The organism is Stenotrophomonas maltophilia group sp. RY12688 (assembly GCF_052149045.1).
GTDB lineage: Bacteria > Pseudomonadota > Gammaproteobacteria > Xanthomonadales > Xanthomonadaceae > Stenotrophomonas > Stenotrophomonas sepilia.
Genome location: NZ_CP197389.1, coordinates 1,990,456 through 2,006,733, shown reverse-complemented (window position 1 = coordinate 2,006,733; position 16,278 = coordinate 1,990,456). Strand labels below are relative to the sequence as shown.

Below are 16,278 nucleotides of genomic sequence, written 5' to 3'. Positions count from 1 at the left end.
TCCCCCTCTTCGCTTCCGGATCACCACTGCCATGAGCATGGACCTGCAACGCTTCCACGCCACCTTCTTCGAGGAGAGCCGCGAAGGCCTCGATGCGATGGAGGCTGGCCTGCTGGCCCTGGAATCGGGGCAGCAGGACGCGGAGATCATCAATTCGGTATTCCGCGCCGCCCACTCGATCAAGGGCGGCGCCGGCACCTTCGGCTTCGACGCGATCGCCGGCCTGACCCACGTGCTGGAAACGCTGCTCGATGAGCTGCGCGCCGGCAAGCGGGCCCTGGAAGGCCACGCCGTCGACGCCATGCTGTCCTCGGTGGACGTGCTGCGCGCCCTGCTGCGCGAAGCCGAACACGGCCAGGCTGCCGATCCGGCTGCAGTCGCTGCGGTGAAGGCGCGCCTGGAAGCGGTTCTTTCCGGCCAGGCCGCAGCGAGCGCCCCGTCGGCCGCCGCAGCCAAGGTGGACGATACGCCGGAAGCCTGGCAGATCGGTTTCACTCCAGCGCCGTCGCTGTTCATGAGCGGCAACGACCCGCTGCGCATCATCCGCGAACTGGAACACCTCGGTTCGCTGCAGGTCGCCGCGCGCATGGAGCGCCTGCCGGGCTTCGCCCAGCTTGATCCGCTCGAAGCGCATCTTGCGTGGGACCTGGGCCTGGTTGGCAAGGTGCCGCGCAGCAAGATCGAAGACACCTTCGCCTGGGTGCTGGACGATTGCGAGCTGGACATCCGTCCCGCCGCGCCGCCGAGCCTGGCCACCCAGGCGCCGGCCGCGGCGGCTCCCGCTCCGGTCGCAGCGGCCCCGTCTGCACCTGCCTCGCCTGCTGCCAACGGTGGTGCCAGCCAGGAAGCGGAAACCTCGATCCGCGTCAGCGTCGACAAGGTCGATGCGCTGATCAACCTGGTTGGCGAACTGGTCATCACCCAGGCCATGCTCAAGCAGGTCTCGCACGCACTGGACCCGGTCCACGCCGAGAGCCTGTTCGCTGGCCTGGACCAGCTTGAACGCAACACCCGCGACCTGCAGGAAGCGGTGATCGGCGTGCGCATGCTGCCCGTCGATGCGGTGTTCCGCCGCTTCCCGCGCCTGGTTCGTGACCTGTCCAGCCGCCTCGGCAAGCAGGTGCGCCTGCGCACCGTCGGCGAAGGCACCGAACTGGACAAGGGCCTGATCGAAAAGATCGCCGATCCGCTGGTGCACCTGGTGCGCAACTCGATCGACCACGGTCTGGAAATGCCCGACGTCCGCCGCGGTGCGGGCAAGGACGAGACCGGCACGATCACGCTGGCAGCTTCGCATCAGGGCGGCCATATCGTCATCGAAGTCAGCGACGACGGTCGCGGCCTGGACCGCGCCAAGATCCTGGCCAAGGCTCACGAACGCGGCCTGGCCGTGCCGGACAACCCGACCGATTCGCAGGTCTGGGACCTGATCTTCCAACCTGGCTTCTCCACGGCCGATGCGGTCACCGACCTGTCCGGGCGTGGCGTCGGCATGGACGTGGTCCGCCGCAACATCCAGGCACTGGGCGGCGAGGTGCAGATCGAAAGCAGCCTCGGTACCGGCACCCGCACGCTGATCCGCCTGCCGCTGACCCTGGCCATCCTCGATGGCATGACGGTGGCCGTGGCCGGCGAAACCCTGATCCTGCCGCTTGCCTACGTGCTTGAGGCGTTGCAGCCGCAGCCCGAGGATATCCGCAGCATGGCCGGCGAAGGCCGCGTGCTGCGCGTGCGCGGCGAGTACCTGCCGATCCTGTCGTTGAGCGAGTACTACGGCTACGGCAACCGCGCACCGGGCAGCGAATCGCTGGTGGTGGTGGTGGAAGGCGATGGCCAGAAAATCGCGCTGGAAGTGGACGAACTGGTCGGCCAGCAGCAGGTGGTGGTGAAGAACATCGAGAACAACTACCGCCGTATCGGCGGGGTGTCCGGTGCCACCATCCTTGGCGACGGCCGCGTCGCGTTGATCGTCGACATCGGCGGACTGGTGCGCTCGCTGCGGATGCCGCAGGCCGCGTGATCCACGCCGCATGCGGGTCATGGACCGCCGCCCTTCGGGGCGGCGGTTTTGTTTGTGTGCTCCATTCCAGCCGGGGTCAGATCCCTTTTCAGGGAAAAGGGATCTGACCCCATCCCTTCTGTGAACTCCGTCGAGGCGATGGTTTCGCGCGCAACCACGTCATCCGAGCGCAAGCCCCGCCAGACCAGCACTTTCGCGCCGTCATCCCTACGCAACCGAATGTGATCTGCGTCCATAAAGTCCGCACGGACGGCGCCGTTATTTCGCTTTGACGGTCGTCACCGAACCCCACCGGGCACCCCCGTTCGCTCTGCAACCACCCCCAAACCGGCGCACAGACGCCGGCACTCTGCCCACCTGGAGCACCCTGCATGAAGTGGTTCCAAGATCTGCCCATCGCCCGCAAGCTGGCCGTGGGGTTCACCCTCACCACCCTGATGACCCTGATCCTCGGCGCCTTCGCACTGCTGCGCCTGAGCGAGGCCAACGCGCAGTTGCGCGAGATGGCTGGCAACGATATCCCCTCGGTCCAGCATCTGGGCGAGGCACGCTCGCAGCTGGGCGAGTTCCGCACCTACGAACTGGCCCAGCTGAGCATGCTCGACCAACCGGACAAGGTCGCCGACTACAACAAGCGCATGGACGACACCGCCAAGGCCGTGCATGACGAGTTGGCGGCGTACGCGGCGCTGCCGGCGCTGGACAAGGAGCGTGAACTGTATCGCGCGGCCAGCGCGCAGCTGGACCGCTACTTCTCCGCAAACAAGGCGATGCGCGACGCCGTGGCCGCCGGTGATGGCGCACAGGCCCAGCAGATCTCCGACGAGCAGTCGCGCCCGGCGCGTCGCGACCTCTTCGCTGCAATGAAGGCACTGGGAACCCACATCGCCGGCCAGATGGACGGCAAGATTGCCGACGCCAACGCCACCCACCGCACCAGCATGATTGCCATCATCGGCTGCATCGTGCTGCTGTCGCTGGTCGCTGCCGCGCTGGCCATCGTCATCTCGCGGGCAGTGACCGGCCCACTCGGCAAGGCCGTGCATGCCATCCAGGCCGTTGCCCGCGGTGATCTCAGCGTCAGCACCCAGGCCACCAGCAAGGATGAAGCCGGCAGGATGCTCGCTGCCACCGCCGAGATGACGGCGATGCTGCGACGCTTCAGCGAGCAGACACAGCTGATGGCACAGATGCACGCTGGCCCGGACATCAGCCATCGCATCCCGGAAGATTTCCCGGGTGTCTACGGCCAGCTGGCCAACGGCATCAACACGGTGATCTTCGAACACCTCGATGCGATCGTCGATGCCATTGAAGTACTCAACCAGTACGCCATCGGCAACCTGAGCCCGGATGCACGCCGCCTGCCCGGCAGCCGCGCGATCCTGCACGAATCCATGGACGCGGCCAAGGCCAGCCTGCTGGCCATCAATTCGCAGATCCAGCACCTGGCTGCGGCGGCCGCCGCCGGTGACTTCAGCCAGCGCGGCGACGCACAGCGGTTCCAGTACGACTTCAAGCTGATGATCGAGCACCTCAACACCATGATGCAGGTGGCTGACGGCAACCTGGGCCAGCTCTCGCAGCTGCTGCAGTCGATCGCCACCGGCGACCTGACCGCGCGCATGGAAGGTCAGTTCAATGGCGTGTTCGCCCGCATGCGTGATGATGCCAACACCACGGTCGCGCAGCTGACCCAGATCGTCGGCCAGATCCAGGCCAGCGCCTCCAGCATCACCCTGGCCGCCGGCGAGATCGCCTCGGGCAACAGCGACCTGTCGCGCCGTACCGAGCAGCAGGCCGCCAACCTGGAGGAAACCGCGGCCTCGATGGAGGAACTGACCTCCACCGTGCGCCAGAACGCCGAGCACGCCCGCCAGGCCAACCAGCTCGCCATCGGCGCCCATGGTGTCGCCTCGCAGGGCGGTGAAGTCGTCGGCCAGGTGGTCACCACCATGTCGGCCATCGAAGCCTCGTCGAAGAAGATCGCCGAGATCATCAGCGTCATCGACGGCATTGCGTTCCAGACCAACATCCTGGCGCTGAATGCCGCCGTGGAAGCCGCGCGTGCCGGTGAACAGGGCCGCGGCTTCGCCGTGGTCGCCAGCGAAGTGCGCACCCTCGCCCAGCGCTCGGCGGCTGCCGCCAAGGAGATCAAGGGCCTGATCGACGACTCCGTCGGCAAGGTTGCCGAGGGCTCCAGCCTGGTCCACCAGGCCGGCAGCACCATGGGCGAGATCGTCGCCTCGGTGCAGCGCGTGACCGACATCATGGCCGAGATTTCCGCCGCCTCGCAGGAACAGAGCGCGGGCATCGAGCAGGTCAACCAGACCGTGGTGCAGATGGACGAAACCACCCAGCAGAATGCCGCGCTGGTGGAGGAAGCCACCGCTGCCGCACGTGCGATGGAGGACCAGGCCGTGCAGCTGGGTGAAGCCGTGGCCCGCTTCCGGCTGGCATCGCACGGCACGACGGCCATTCCGGCACGCCCGCTGGCGGCACCGGTACCGCGCCAGGTCGCCGCCGCCGCACCGGCGGAAAAAACGGTCCCGGCACGTGCGCTGCGCACCGCGACAGCCCAGCCGGCACTGGCTGCGGACGGCGACTGGCAGGAATTCTGACAGAACCACGGGGTCAGATCCCTTTCCCGCGGGAAAGGGATCTGACCCCTTACGCGTGGAAAGTGATGCAAATCTCACTTCATAATCCGGTGCAGAGGCCGATATCCCCATCGAGCCTCGCACCAACGCGTGCTGGCGCCCGCCCCTGACCGTAGATTCCATGTCCGACGGCAACGACACTGCAGTGCATGATGTCCACGCGGCCGACGCCGCTGACGAGCGCTTCCTGGTCCGCAACCCGCGCCAGCTGCGGCAGCTGCTGCGCTCGCTGATCGACCAGCGATCACTGATCAACGCGCACATCGACGGCCGCGACCGTTCGTTCCCCACTGCGCTGCTCGACCTCGACGAGGACGAGGACTACCTGCTGCTCGATGGCAGCCCGCAGGAAGCCTCCAACCGCGCCGCCGAGCAGGCCGATCACCTGCTGTGCTTCGCCCAGCTCGAACGGGTGCTGGTGCGTTTCCGCCTGCACGAACTGCAGCGCGTGGACAACGACGGCCACGTGGCCTTCCGCGCTCCGCTTCCGGAAGAACTGGTGCACCTGCAGCGCCGCGAGCTGTATCGGCTGGAGACCCCGGTCACCGACTCACCGCAGCTGCTGCTGCCCCCCGGCGAAGCGCGCGCCGAAGCGTTGTCGATGCGCGTGGTGGACATCAGTGGCGGTGGCCTGGCCGTGGTGGTTCCCAATGACTGCGCGGTGTTCGGCCTGCAGAAGCGCTATCCGGCGCAGCTGTCCCTGCCCGACGGTCCCGACCTGGACATCGCGCTGGTGGTCTGCAACCTGTTGCCGCAGCGCCAGCCCAACGGCATCGAGGTCAAGCGCGTGGGCATGCGCTTCGACAGCCTGCCGCGCGGCGCCGACAGCGCCATCCAGCGCTACATCTTCCGCATCGACCGCCAACGCAAGGCACGCCGCAACGGCGAGCTCTGAGGCGGCCCGACCGGTAGTGCCGGCCGATGGCCGTCAACCCTGGAACGCATGCCGGGGTCAGATCCCTTTTCCCTGAAAAGGGATCTGACCCCATCCACTGCCCGGGCACCTAAAGTCCCCCCCAGCGGGGCCGATATCGAGCCTGACACCGGGACTTCCGGCAGAACCAGGACCCCTCGATGAACGACAAGACCAGCTCCGCCGCCAGCACCGGTGGCGAATTCCTCAGCTTCACCCTTGGTGACGAGCACTACGGCGTGGACATCCTCAAGGTGCAGGAAATCCGTGGCTACGACGCGGTTACCCGCGTGCCGGATGCCCCGGACTACATCAAGGGCGTGATCAACCTGCGTGGCACCATCGTCCCGGTGATCGACCTGCGCCTGAAGCTGCGCCTGGACAACGCCCGCTACGACGCCTTCACCGTGATGATCGTGCTGAACGTCGAAGACCGCGTGGTCGGCATCGTCGTCGACAGCGTCTCCGACGTGATCCCACTGTCGGCCGAGCAGATCCGACCGACCCCGGAATTCGGTGCCGCCGTCGATACCCGCTTCATCTCCGGCATCGGTACTCACGACGATCGCATGCTGATCCTGCTGGACATCGAGACCCTGCTCGACAGCGCCGACATGGGCCAGGCCAGCCTCACCGAAGACGTCGCCGCCTGAGTAAACGGAACTGCTTCACGTTCCGGTCACAAAACCCTTCAGTTCCCCCCGGCGATGCCGATAGGGGGACAGAAGCCGGCCGCGCAGGAGCGCGCAGGGCCGGCCCGACCGTTACCATCCCCGGAGATACCCCTCGATGAAGTCCCTGCTTGCGTTCGTTTCGGCCGCTGTCCTGGCCACCACCGCCGCCTCCGCTTTCGCCCAGTCGGCTGACATGATCCCGCCGGAACTGGCCCCGCGTTCGGTCGGCAAGGACGGCATGGTCTGTGGCAAGGTTGAAAAGGCCCGCTACGCAGAAGGTTCCGAAGGCCAGCCGACCTTCCTGTACATGGGCGGCGCCTTCCCGCGCCACACCTTCTCGGCCCGCATCGCCGGCGAGAACCGCGGCAAGTTCTCCTTCCCGCTGGAAACCCTGGAAGGCAAGACCGTCTGCGTGATCGGCAAGATCCAGCGCGACGCCTCGCGCGCGGAAATCGAAGTCAGCTCGCCGGCTGGGCTGAAGCTGGCCAACATCAAGTAATCCGCTGTCCGTCGAACCACGCCGGACCTGGTGCCGGCGTGGTTTCTGCTGCAACCGGGCCCGATGCCCGGGCGCGTCTGCCTTAGGAGCTCGCAACGCCCATGCCGTGGATCAACAACCTGAAACTGATGCCGAAGCTGCTGCTGACCTTCGGCGTCCTCCTGCTGGTGATGCTGCTGCAGGGCATCGTCGCCTATCGCGGCCTGCATTCGCTGAACAACGTCACCACCGAGCTGGCCGGTTCACGCATGGAGAGCATCCGCCTCGCCGGCGAGATGCGCGGCATGCTGGGCGAATACCGCAATGCCGCCTACCAGCAGTTGATCCGCGCCAGCGACGACGTCAAGTCCGATGCGCGCAAGCAGGCCGTCGACCTGCGCACCAGCATGGACAAGTCGATCAAGGACTATCCGAAGCTGGTCGACAACGCGCAACAGAAGAAGCTGTTCGACACCTTCGCCAAGGAATGGAAGGATGCGCTGGCGTCCTATGACAGCGTCACCGAGATGCTGGAACTTGACCTGCCGGACGATGCCATCGATACCTTCGTCGGCGAAACCCGTACCAAGCACCGCAAGGCTGCATCGGCGCTGGAAGCGCTGATCGCCGAAGACAACCGCCTCGCCCGCGCCTCGCGCGAAGAGGCCGCCTCCACCTATTCCGCCTCGGCCGTACTGACCGTGGTCGCCCTGCTGGGTGGCGCCGCACTCGGCCTGGTGCTGGTGTGGCTGTTCGCCCGCGCACTGGTCGGCAGCGTGCGTGGCGCCGTCTCGGTCGCCAACGACGTCGCCGGTGGCAAGCTCGATGGTCATATCGACGTCAGCCGCCAGGACGAAGTGGGCGAACTGATGCAGGCCATGCAGCGCATGCAGCGCGACCTCCGCGAGCGCATCGAGACCGACCAGGCCGTGGCCCGCGAGAATCTGCGCATCCGTACCGCGCTGGACTACAGCTCGACCGGCGTGTACCTGACCGACACCAGCAACACCATCGTCTACAGCAACCGCGCCCTGCAGCAGACCCTGAGCCAGTACCAGGACGAAGTTCGCCGCGACCTGCCGGACTTCGATGCCCAGGCCTCGCTGATCGGCAAGCCGGTCACCGTGCTTGAACACCGCGGCGAGATGGACCAGACCCTGCTGGGTAACCTGAAGGCACACGGCGTCGCCCGTCGCCCGATGCAGTATGGCGATGCCCAGTTCGCCCAGGTGGTCTCGACCATCCGCAATGAAGGCGGCGACACCGTCGGCTACGTGGTGGAATGGCGCGACCGTACCCAGGAAGCGCAGGTCGAAGCCGAAGTGGCCCGCGTGATCGCCCAGGCTGCCGCCGGCGACCTGTCCGGCCGCATCGACGCGACCGACAAGGAAGGCTTCTTCCTGCAGCTGGCCCAGCAGATCAACGGCCTGCTGGATGCCAACGCTGGCAGCATCGAACAGATCTCCGGCCTGCTTGCGGCACTGTCGCAGGGTGACCTGACCGTGCGCATGCACGGCGACTACCAGGGCGTGTTCGCCCGCATGCGTGACGATGCCAACGCCACCGCCGCGCAGCTGAGCGAGATCGTCACCCGCATCAAGCAGTCCAGCCGCGCGATCAGTTCGGCCGCCGGCGAGATCGCCTCGGGCAACAGCGACCTGTCGCGCCGCACCGAGCAGCAGGCTGCCAACCTCGAGGAAACCGCGGCCTCGATGGAGGAACTGACCTCCACCGTGCGCCAGAACGCCGAGCACGCCCGCCAGGCCAACCAGCTCGCCATCGGCGCGCATGGCGTCGCCTCGCAGGGTGGCGAGGTCGTCGGCCAGGTGGTCACCACCATGTCCGCCATCGAAGCCTCGTCGAAGAAGATCGCCGAGATCATCAGCGTCATCGACGGCATTGCGTTCCAGACCAACATCCTGGCACTGAACGCCGCCGTGGAAGCCGCGCGTGCCGGTGAACAGGGCCGCGGCTTTGCCGTGGTTGCCAGCGAAGTGCGCACCCTCGCCCAGCGCTCGGCCGCCGCCGCCAAGGAGATCAAGGGCCTGATCGACGACTCGGTCGGCAAGGTCAACGATGGCTCGGCGCTGGTGCACAAGGCCGGCGCCACCATGGGCGAGATTGTCGCCTCGGTGCAGCGCGTGACCGACATCATGGCCGAGATCTCCGCCGCCTCGCAGGAACAGTCGGCCGGCATCGAGCAGGTCAACCAGACCGTGGTGCAGATGGACGAAACCACCCAGCAGAATGCCGCGCTGGTGGAGGAAGCCACCGCTGCCGCACGTGCGATGGAAGAACAGGCCGGCCATCTCAGCGAAGCGGTGTCGATCTTCGTGGTCGATGAGGCCGAGGTCGTCGCCGCCCCGCGCGTCGCCGCAGCCCCGGCCCCGCGAGCCACCGCGCCGGCCGCCCCGGCACCGGTCGCACCGCCGGCCCGCCGCACCGCCGGCGGTCGCCCGATGGCCACCGAACTGGCCGACGGAGACTGGCAGGAATTCTGATGCCGGCCTGACCTGATCCACGAACACGCCCTGGCCCTGTGCTGGGGCGTTTTTGTTTACGGGGTATCTGGATATCCAGCCAACGGCGAAGCCCCTCGGGGTGGTCACGGAAAGCTGCGGATTTCCTTCGCTCGGGCCGGGAGGGTGGGTCGCGCAGGGGACGCCGTGAACCCGTCCATGGGGGCTTGGCCGCGGCATCCATGCCGCGGACTGATCTGGCCCCCTGAAAACGGACGCCATGAAGCCGTTTCAGGCGGCAGCCCGGAGCTGCCGGGCGTAGTTGTTAGGCGAGTGGTAGCCCAGCGCCGAGTGTAGCCGGGCTGGATTGTAGAAGCCGTGGATGTAAGCAGCGATGCACTGGCTGGCTTGTTCCCTACTGGCGTAAGGCTCGGCAGCCTCTTCTGTCTTGAGCGTCGCAAAGAAGCTCTCGGCCACCGCGTTGTCCCAGCAATTGCCAGGCCGGCTCATGCTTTGGACCACGTCATGGGACTGCAGCAGCTGGCGAAACTCGTTCCCCCAGTACTGCCCACCACGATCTGAATGGAAGATCAGGCCGGGTCGTTGTGGATGCAGAGCCCAGGCATTGGCAAATGCTTTCACCACCAGCTCTTCAGTCAGACGCTTGGAAACGCTGTAGCCCAGCACCTGCCGGGTCTGGACGCTGATGACCACGGCCAGATGCAGCCATCCCTGGCGGGTGGGGACATACGTGATATCCCCGACCCACGCCGTCGGTCCGGTTCCGGGGGCAAATTGCCGATCCAGCAGGTTGGGGGCGAGCTGAGATGAGCCGCCGGAGGACTTGGGTCGGAATCGGCCTTTGGTCTTGCCCTGGATTCGCTCCTCGGCCATTAACCGTGCCACGCGCTTGTGGCCGACTGGATGATTCCTGGCTCGTAAGGCCCTGACCAGCCGACGTCGCCCATAACTGCGCTTGCTGGTCACATGAATGGCCCGAAGCTCGGTACGCAGGGCCGAATCGGCATCGCACGCTTGGGCACATTGCCGACGCAGGTAATCATGGAATCCAGAGACAGAAACCCCAAGAACCCGACACAACAACCTGGTCGGGTAGTGAGTCCTTTGACTGGCGACGAAGGCGTACCTCACTTGGACTCTCTGGCAAAGAACGCCGCCGCTTTTTTTAGGATTTCCCGCTCCATCTTCAGATTGGCGTTCTCGGCCCGAAGGCGGCTGATCTCGCTTTCCAGGTCGGTGGTTGGCCTGCGAGCCTCAGAGGTCAGAGACCGGCCAGCACGGACCGCGTCAAGCCAATTTGCCAGCGTCTTGACCGACATCTCCAGCTGACGGGCTGCTGCGGCAGGCCCGAGCGACTCGGCCAACTCCACGGCTTGGTGCTTGAACTCATCGGTATAGCTACGACGGGTGATACGGGACATAAGGGACCTCCAAGTGCGATCAAAGTATCGCTTCTTGGCGTCCGCTGACGGGGGGCCAGATCAGACACCCCTGCGCAACCCACCCTCCCGGCCACGGACAGTTTCCGTGCGCGTCCACCCCGGATTGAAGAAAGAAGAGCAAAAAACAAAAGCCAGGTCACTTCCGGGGTCAGATCCGTTTTCCTGCGGAAAACGGATCTGCCCCCTCTTTCCACCTGGAACCCCAACGCTCTTTCCGTCCGACACCGAAATGCCGAGAGGGCTGGGCCGGGGTGGGTAGGCAGGACCGTTGGCGCCATGGATGGCGCCATCGCGCCCCCATGGACGGGTTTACGGCGTGTCCTGGCTGCCCACCCCGGCCCAGCCACCTACTGACAATCCAGCGCCGACCAACTGCTGTTGCTGTTGCTGTTGCTTCAAAACCAGCCTGCCGCAGGCAGCGCCGCAGCCGCCGCTGCACGGAAACCTGAATGCGTTCGGACACCGCACCTCAATCCCCCGCCCTGACGGCCGATAACGGGGTTGTCACCGCTTGTCCCGCCGTGACCGGCACGGCGCCGCCCGCCCGCTTCGACCTGGTCCTGCTCGATGAATCTCCTGCATCGCTGGCAACACTACTTCAGCAATCTTTCCGTCCGGCGCAAGCTCAACCTGCTGACGCTGCTCATCGCGCTCGGCGTGATCGCGCTCTCGGTGATCGCCGCGCGCATGCAGTACCTGGATCTCACCGAGACCCGCAAGACCGCACTGAAGACCCAGGTCGAACTGAGCTACGGCATCCTGCAGCACTACCACCGCCTGGCCGCTACCGGCGAACTCAGCGAAGAGGCTGCCAAGCGCGCCGCGCTGCAGGCATTGGAAGTGATGCGTGCAGAGAGCGATACCTACTATTTCAACGTCTACGACACCGGCTACCGGCTGCTGATGCACCCGTTCCGCAAGGACCTGGTCGGCAAGGACATGAAGGACTTCCACACCGACGACGGCGTACGGATCTACTACGACCAGGTCGAAGCGGCTCGCGCCGGCGGCGGCTTCGTCAACTACCGCTGGGCCAAGCCGGGCAGCAAGGGCGACGTCGAGAAGGTCGCCTACGCCGGCCTGTTTGCGCCGTGGAACTGGGTGGTCAGCAGTGGCGTCTACATGGACGACGTGCAGAAGCAGGCGCTGGTGTTCACTGCCATCATGACAGTCTCCGGCGGCGTCCTGGTGCTGATCGTACTGGCCCTGAGCTGGGTCATCGGCAATCGCATCGCCGTGCCGTTGAAGCAGGCCACGGCCGTCGCCGAGGGCATCGCCGCCGGCAAGCTCGACAGCCATATCGGCCCGCAGCCGCACGATGAAACCGGCCGCCTGCTGGACGCCATGGCCGGCATGCAGCAGCAGTTGCATGCCGTAATCACCGGCCAGCGCGAAATGGCCCGCCGCCACGACGGTGGCGAACTCAGCTACCGCATCGACGCCAGCGCCTTCCCCGGCGAGTACGGGCTGATGGTCCAGGAAACCAACGCCCTGGTGGGTAGCCACGTGCAGACCCTGCACGATGTGCTGGACGTGGTGCAGCAGTACGCGGTTGGTGACCTGAGCCGCGACATCGCCCGCTACCCGGGCGAGAAGGCGGCGATGACCACCACCGTCGACACCGTCAAGGCCAACCTCGGCCGCATCAACGCCGAGATCAAGCAGTTGGCCAGCGCCGCTGCTGCCGGCGACTTCAGCCGCCGAGGCGATGCGCAGCGCTTCGACCACGATTTCCGCCTGATGCTGGAAAACCTCAACGCGATGATGGCGGTCAGCGATGACAACCTCGGCAAGCTGTCGCAGCTGCTGTCGGCCATCGCCGAGGGCGACCTGACCGCGCGCATGCACGGCGATTACCAGGGCGTGTTCGCCCGCATGCGCGACGATGCCAACGCCACGGTCGCGCAGCTGACCCAGATCGTCGGCCAGATCCAGGCCAGCGCCTCCAGCATCACCCTGGCCGCCGGCGAGATCGCCTCGGGCAACAGCGACCTGTCGCGCCGTACCGAGCAGCAGGCCGCCAACCTGGAGGAAACCGCGGCCTCGATGGAGGAACTGACCTCCACCGTGCGCCAGAACGCCGAGCACGCCCGCCAGGCCAACCAGCTCGCCATCGGCGCCCATGGCGTCGCCTCGCAGGGCGGTGAAGTCGTCGGCCAAGTGGTCACCACCATGTCGGCCATCGAAGCCTCGTCGAAGAAGATCGCCGAGATCATCAGCGTCATCGACGGCATTGCGTTCCAGACCAACATCCTGGCGCTGAATGCCGCCGTGGAAGCCGCGCGTGCCGGTGAACAGGGCCGCGGCTTCGCCGTGGTCGCCAGCGAAGTGCGCACCCTCGCCCAGCGCTCGGCGGCTGCCGCCAAAGAGATCAAGGGCCTGATCGACGACTCCGTCGGCAAGGTTGCCGAGGGCTCCAGCCTGGTCCACCAGGCCGGCAGCACCATGGGCGAGATCGTCGCCTCGGTGCAGCGCGTGACCGACATCATGGCCGAGATTTCCGCCGCCTCGCAGGAGCAGAGCGCGGGCATCGAGCAGGTCAACCAGACCGTGGTGCAGATGGACGAAACCACCCAGCAGAACGCCGCGCTGGTGGAGGAAGCCACCGCTGCCGCACGTGCGATGGAAGACCAGGCCGCACAGCTTGCAGATGCCGTGGCGATCTTCCGGCTCGACAACCAGGTCTCGGCCGCGATGCAGGCCGTTGCCGCGCGGGTCGAGCCGGCGAGAGTCACCACCGTGGCACCTCCGCAGCCAAGCCGCGCGGCAGCACCTGCACCGATATCGCCACGTCGTAGCAGCAACGCCGGCACCTTCGTCGCCAGCGACAGCGACTGGCAGGAATTCTGAGACCCACCCGTAGCGGCTTCGGCCGCTGCCCCCGCCGATGGACACGTCCCCCGTGCAAAGTCCTACTCCCATCGTTACCGGCCCACGCGAATTCGAGTTCGCCGACCGTGATTTCCGCCGCGTCTGCGACCTGATCTACCAGCGCGTGGGCATTGCGCTTGCGCCGGCAAAGCGCGACATGGTCTATGGCCGCCTTTCGCGCCGCCTGCGCACGCTGGGCATGCGCAGCTTCCAGCAGTACCTGGACCATCTGGAGCAGGAAGATGGTGACGAGTGGCAGGCGTTCACCAACGCCCTGACCACCAATCTGACCTCGTTCTTCCGCGAACCGCACCACTTCGACAAGCTGCGCGAAGAACTGCAGCAGCGCTCCAGCCGCACGCCGTTGCTGCTGTGGTCGTGCGCGGCGTCCACCGGCGAAGAGCCCTATTCGATGGCGATCACCGCGTGCGAGGCCTTTGGCACCCTGAAGCCGCCGGTACGCATCATCGCCACTGACGTCGACACCCAGGTGCTGGCCACCGCCGGCCGTGGCGTCTACAACATCGATCGCGTCGCCAGCCTCGATCCGGACCTGCGCCGCCGCTACTTCCAGCGTGGCAGCGGTCCCAACGAGGGGCAGTGCCGCGTGCTGCCGGCGCTGCGCGAGCTGATCGAGTTCCGTCCACTGAACCTGCTCGCCCCGCGCTACGACGTCGGCGGCCCGTTCGACGCGCTGTTCTGCCGCAATGTGATGATCTACTTCGACAAGCCGACCCAGCGCGCGATCCTCGGCCGCCTGGTGCAACACCTGGCCGACGATGGCCTGCTCTACACCGGACACTCGGAGAACTACCTGCACGCCGCCGACCTGATCCAGCCCTGCGGGCGCACCCTGTACCGCCGCGCGGCAAAGGCCGGCGCATGAACGCCTCACTGCGTACCGACGACGTGATGCGCTACCAGGATGCACGCTTCCAGACCCTTGCCGCCAAGCTGCTGCCCACCCAGTACCTGGTGGTCGATGACACCACCGCGCTGACCACCACCCTGGGTTCGTGCGTGGCCGCCTGCCTGCGCGACCCGGTGCTGAAGATCGGCGGCATGAACCACTTTCTGCTGCCCGAGGGCAACGCCGGCGACGGCGCGCCCGCGCGTTACGGCAGCTATGCGATGGAACTGCTGATCAACGACATGCTCAAGCGCGGCGCGCACCGCAAGCGCATCGAGGCCAAGGTGTTCGGCGGCGCCAACGTACTGAAGGGCTTCACCAGCAATCCGGTCGGTACCCGTAACGCCGAGTTCGTGCGCCAGTACCTGCAGGCCGAGCATATTCCTATCATCGCCGAGGATCTGTGCGGCATCCATCCGCGCAAGATCTGGTTCTTCGCCGACACCGGCCGCGTGGTGGTGCAACGCCTGCCGCATGCCCACGAAGCCGAAGTGGCTGCCACCGAATCGGCAGTGCGTGCGCGCCTGTCCAAGGCCCCGGTCACCGGTGGCGTGGAGTTGTTCGAATGACCCTGACCGGCAACGCCCCCTGCCGGGTCCTGATCGTCGACGACTCCGCCGTCGTGCGCCAGATGCTCACGGAAATCCTGTCCAGCGATCCGGCCATCGACGTGGTCGGCACCGCTGCCGACCCGCTGCTGGCACGCGAGAAGATCAAGCGCCTGGCCCCGGACGTGATCACGCTGGACGTGGAAATGCCACGCATGGACGGCCTCGCCTTCCTGGAAAACCTGATGCGGCTGCATCCACTGCCTGTGGTGATGATTTCCTCGTTGACCGAGCGCGGCGCCGATACCACGCTGCAGGCACTGGCACTGGGTGCCGTGGACTTCGTCTCCAAGCCCAAGCTGGACGTCGCACGCGGCCTGCAGGGCTACGCCGACGAGATCATCGCCAAGGTGAAGATGGCGGCGCGCTCGCGGGTGCGCCCGCTGGTGCGTGCTGCCGCTCCGAAACTCCTGCTGGAAGCAGCTCCTGCAATGCGCCCGGCTGCACCGCAGTTCCGCACCACCGACCGCCTGATCGCGATTGGTTCTTCGGCCGGCGGCACCGAGGCGCTGCGCGTGGTGCTGGAAGGCATGCCGGCCGATGCGCCTGCCGTGGTGATGACCCAGCACCTGCCTGCCAGCTTCAGCAGCGCCTTCGCCGAGCGCCTGGACCGGCACTCCGCGATGGCCGTGCGTGAGGCCAGCGACGGCGAGGCAGTGCTGCCTGGCCATGCCTACCTGCCACCGGGTGGCAAGCACCTGCGGATCATCCGCGACGGTGCGCGCTGGCGCTGCCGCGTCGACGATGGCCCTGCGGTGAACCGTCACAAGCCCGCGGTGGACGTGCTGTTCCGTTCGGTCGCGCAGAGCGCGGGCGGCAACGCCATCGGCGCCATCCTCACCGGCATGGGTGACGATGGCGCGCGCGGCCTGCTGGAAATGCGCCAGGCCGGCGCGCCGACGCTGGTGCAGGACGAGGCCACCAGCGTGGTCTGGGGCATGCCCGGTGCAGCGTTCAAACTCGGCGCCGCTGAGGAACAGGTGCCACTGGAACGGATTGCCGAGCGGCTGCTGGCGCTCGCTCGCGGCTGATAGCGCGCCCCGGCTCAAGGACACCGCGGGCAGTAGATCCACGCCATGCGTGGATGCCTTTGTAGAGTCGAGCCGCGCTCGACTCATCGCGCATCGCACGAACAGCAGCCAAGCATGGACTCGGCGCTACAGGCCATCAGGCAACAAGAAAAGGTGCCGGCTTTCATCGGGGTTCTTCGTTTCAACGCGCT

The 16,278-nt window shown here is 66.4% G+C and carries 12 protein-coding genes; 10 read left to right on the top strand and 2 right to left on the bottom strand.

What is annotated here, in order from left to right; all coding sequences use genetic code 11:
- Window positions 1–31: 31 nt before the first annotated feature.
- From ACS0OT_RS09410 to ACS0OT_RS09385, 6 genes are all read left to right on the top strand, one after another.
- Window positions 32–2,020, top strand: a complete 1,989-nt coding sequence (locus tag ACS0OT_RS09410) for a chemotaxis protein CheA (RefSeq protein WP_442256325.1) — start codon at window positions 32–34, stop codon at window positions 2,018–2,020.
- Window positions 2,021–2,391: 371 nt separating this feature from the next.
- Complete coding sequence (locus ACS0OT_RS09405) at window positions 2,392–4,641, top strand: methyl-accepting chemotaxis protein (RefSeq protein WP_442256323.1); 2,250 nt, start codon at window positions 2,392–2,394, stop codon at window positions 4,639–4,641.
- 160 nt (window positions 4,642–4,801) lie between these two features.
- Window positions 4,802–5,575 (top strand): flagellar brake protein, encoded by a 774-nt coding sequence (locus tag ACS0OT_RS09400; RefSeq protein WP_005416413.1) that lies wholly within the window; start codon window positions 4,802–4,804, stop codon window positions 5,573–5,575.
- Between the two features lie 179 nt (window positions 5,576–5,754).
- A complete protein-coding gene (locus tag ACS0OT_RS09395; protein WP_005416412.1) occupies window positions 5,755–6,246 on the top strand; it encodes a chemotaxis protein CheW in 492 nt (163 codons plus the stop codon).
- 136 nt (window positions 6,247–6,382) lie between these two features.
- Complete coding sequence (locus ACS0OT_RS09390) at window positions 6,383–6,766, top strand: hypothetical protein (protein WP_005416411.1); 384 nt, start codon at window positions 6,383–6,385, stop codon at window positions 6,764–6,766.
- A gap of 101 nt (window positions 6,767–6,867) precedes the next feature.
- On the top strand, window positions 6,868–9,246 hold the full coding sequence (locus ACS0OT_RS09385) for a methyl-accepting chemotaxis protein (RefSeq protein WP_095379476.1): 2,379 nt from the start codon (window positions 6,868–6,870) through the stop codon (window positions 9,244–9,246).
- Between the two features lie 249 nt (window positions 9,247–9,495).
- On the opposite strand, the gene ACS0OT_RS09380 is transcribed toward ACS0OT_RS09385, so the two are convergent.
- Window positions 9,496–10,356, bottom strand: a complete 861-nt coding sequence (locus tag ACS0OT_RS09380) for an IS3 family transposase (RefSeq protein ID WP_065185370.1) — start codon at window positions 10,354–10,356, stop codon at window positions 9,496–9,498.
- Entirely contained in the window at window positions 10,353–10,646 is a 294-nt protein-coding gene (locus ACS0OT_RS09375) for a transposase (RefSeq protein WP_032954795.1), read from the bottom strand. The genes ACS0OT_RS09380 and ACS0OT_RS09375 overlap by 4 nt, the downstream gene beginning before the upstream one ends.
- 588 nt (window positions 10,647–11,234) lie before the next feature.
- Between ACS0OT_RS09375 and ACS0OT_RS09370 the strand changes: the two genes are divergently transcribed.
- From ACS0OT_RS09370 to ACS0OT_RS09355, 4 genes are read left to right on the top strand one after another with little or no spacing between them, the layout of a single operon-like run.
- On the top strand, window positions 11,235–13,517 hold the full coding sequence (locus ACS0OT_RS09370; protein ID WP_065197374.1) for a methyl-accepting chemotaxis protein: 2,283 nt from the start codon (window positions 11,235–11,237) through the stop codon (window positions 13,515–13,517).
- Window positions 13,518–13,554: 37 nt separating this feature from the next.
- A complete protein-coding gene (locus tag ACS0OT_RS09365) occupies window positions 13,555–14,424 on the top strand; it encodes a CheR family methyltransferase (protein WP_049416359.1) in 870 nt (289 codons plus the stop codon).
- A complete protein-coding gene (gene cheD, locus ACS0OT_RS09360; protein WP_005409511.1) occupies window positions 14,421–15,017 on the top strand; it encodes a chemoreceptor glutamine deamidase CheD in 597 nt (198 codons plus the stop codon). Before ACS0OT_RS09365 ends, cheD begins: the two co-directional genes overlap by 4 nt.
- Complete coding sequence (locus ACS0OT_RS09355) at window positions 15,014–16,087, top strand: protein-glutamate methylesterase/protein-glutamine glutaminase (RefSeq protein ID WP_005409510.1); 1,074 nt, start codon at window positions 15,014–15,016, stop codon at window positions 16,085–16,087. The genes cheD and ACS0OT_RS09355 overlap by 4 nt, the downstream gene beginning before the upstream one ends.
- Window positions 16,088–16,278 lie beyond the last annotated feature (191 nt).

Coding starts and splice junctions, on each gene's coding strand:
- ACS0OT_RS09355 (WP_005409510.1), top strand. CDS start 15,014: ATGACCCTGACCGGCAACGCCCCCTGCCGGGTCCTGATCGTCGACGAC.
- ACS0OT_RS09375 (WP_032954795.1), bottom strand. CDS start 10,646: ATGTCCCGTATCACCCGTCGTAGCTATACCGATGAGTTCAAGCACCAA.
- ACS0OT_RS09370 (WP_065197374.1), top strand. CDS start 11,235: ATGAATCTCCTGCATCGCTGGCAACACTACTTCAGCAATCTTTCCGTC.
- ACS0OT_RS09385 (WP_095379476.1), top strand. CDS start 6,868: ATGCCGTGGATCAACAACCTGAAACTGATGCCGAAGCTGCTGCTGACC.
- ACS0OT_RS09400 (WP_005416413.1), top strand. CDS start 4,802: ATGTCCGACGGCAACGACACTGCAGTGCATGATGTCCACGCGGCCGAC.
- ACS0OT_RS09405 (WP_442256323.1), top strand. CDS start 2,392: ATGAAGTGGTTCCAAGATCTGCCCATCGCCCGCAAGCTGGCCGTGGGG.
- ACS0OT_RS09410 (WP_442256325.1), top strand. CDS start 32: ATGAGCATGGACCTGCAACGCTTCCACGCCACCTTCTTCGAGGAGAGC.
- ACS0OT_RS09395 (WP_005416412.1), top strand. CDS start 5,755: ATGAACGACAAGACCAGCTCCGCCGCCAGCACCGGTGGCGAATTCCTC.
- cheD (WP_005409511.1), top strand. CDS start 14,421: ATGAACGCCTCACTGCGTACCGACGACGTGATGCGCTACCAGGATGCA.
- ACS0OT_RS09390 (WP_005416411.1), top strand. CDS start 6,383: ATGAAGTCCCTGCTTGCGTTCGTTTCGGCCGCTGTCCTGGCCACCACC.
- ACS0OT_RS09365 (WP_049416359.1), top strand. CDS start 13,555: ATGGACACGTCCCCCGTGCAAAGTCCTACTCCCATCGTTACCGGCCCA.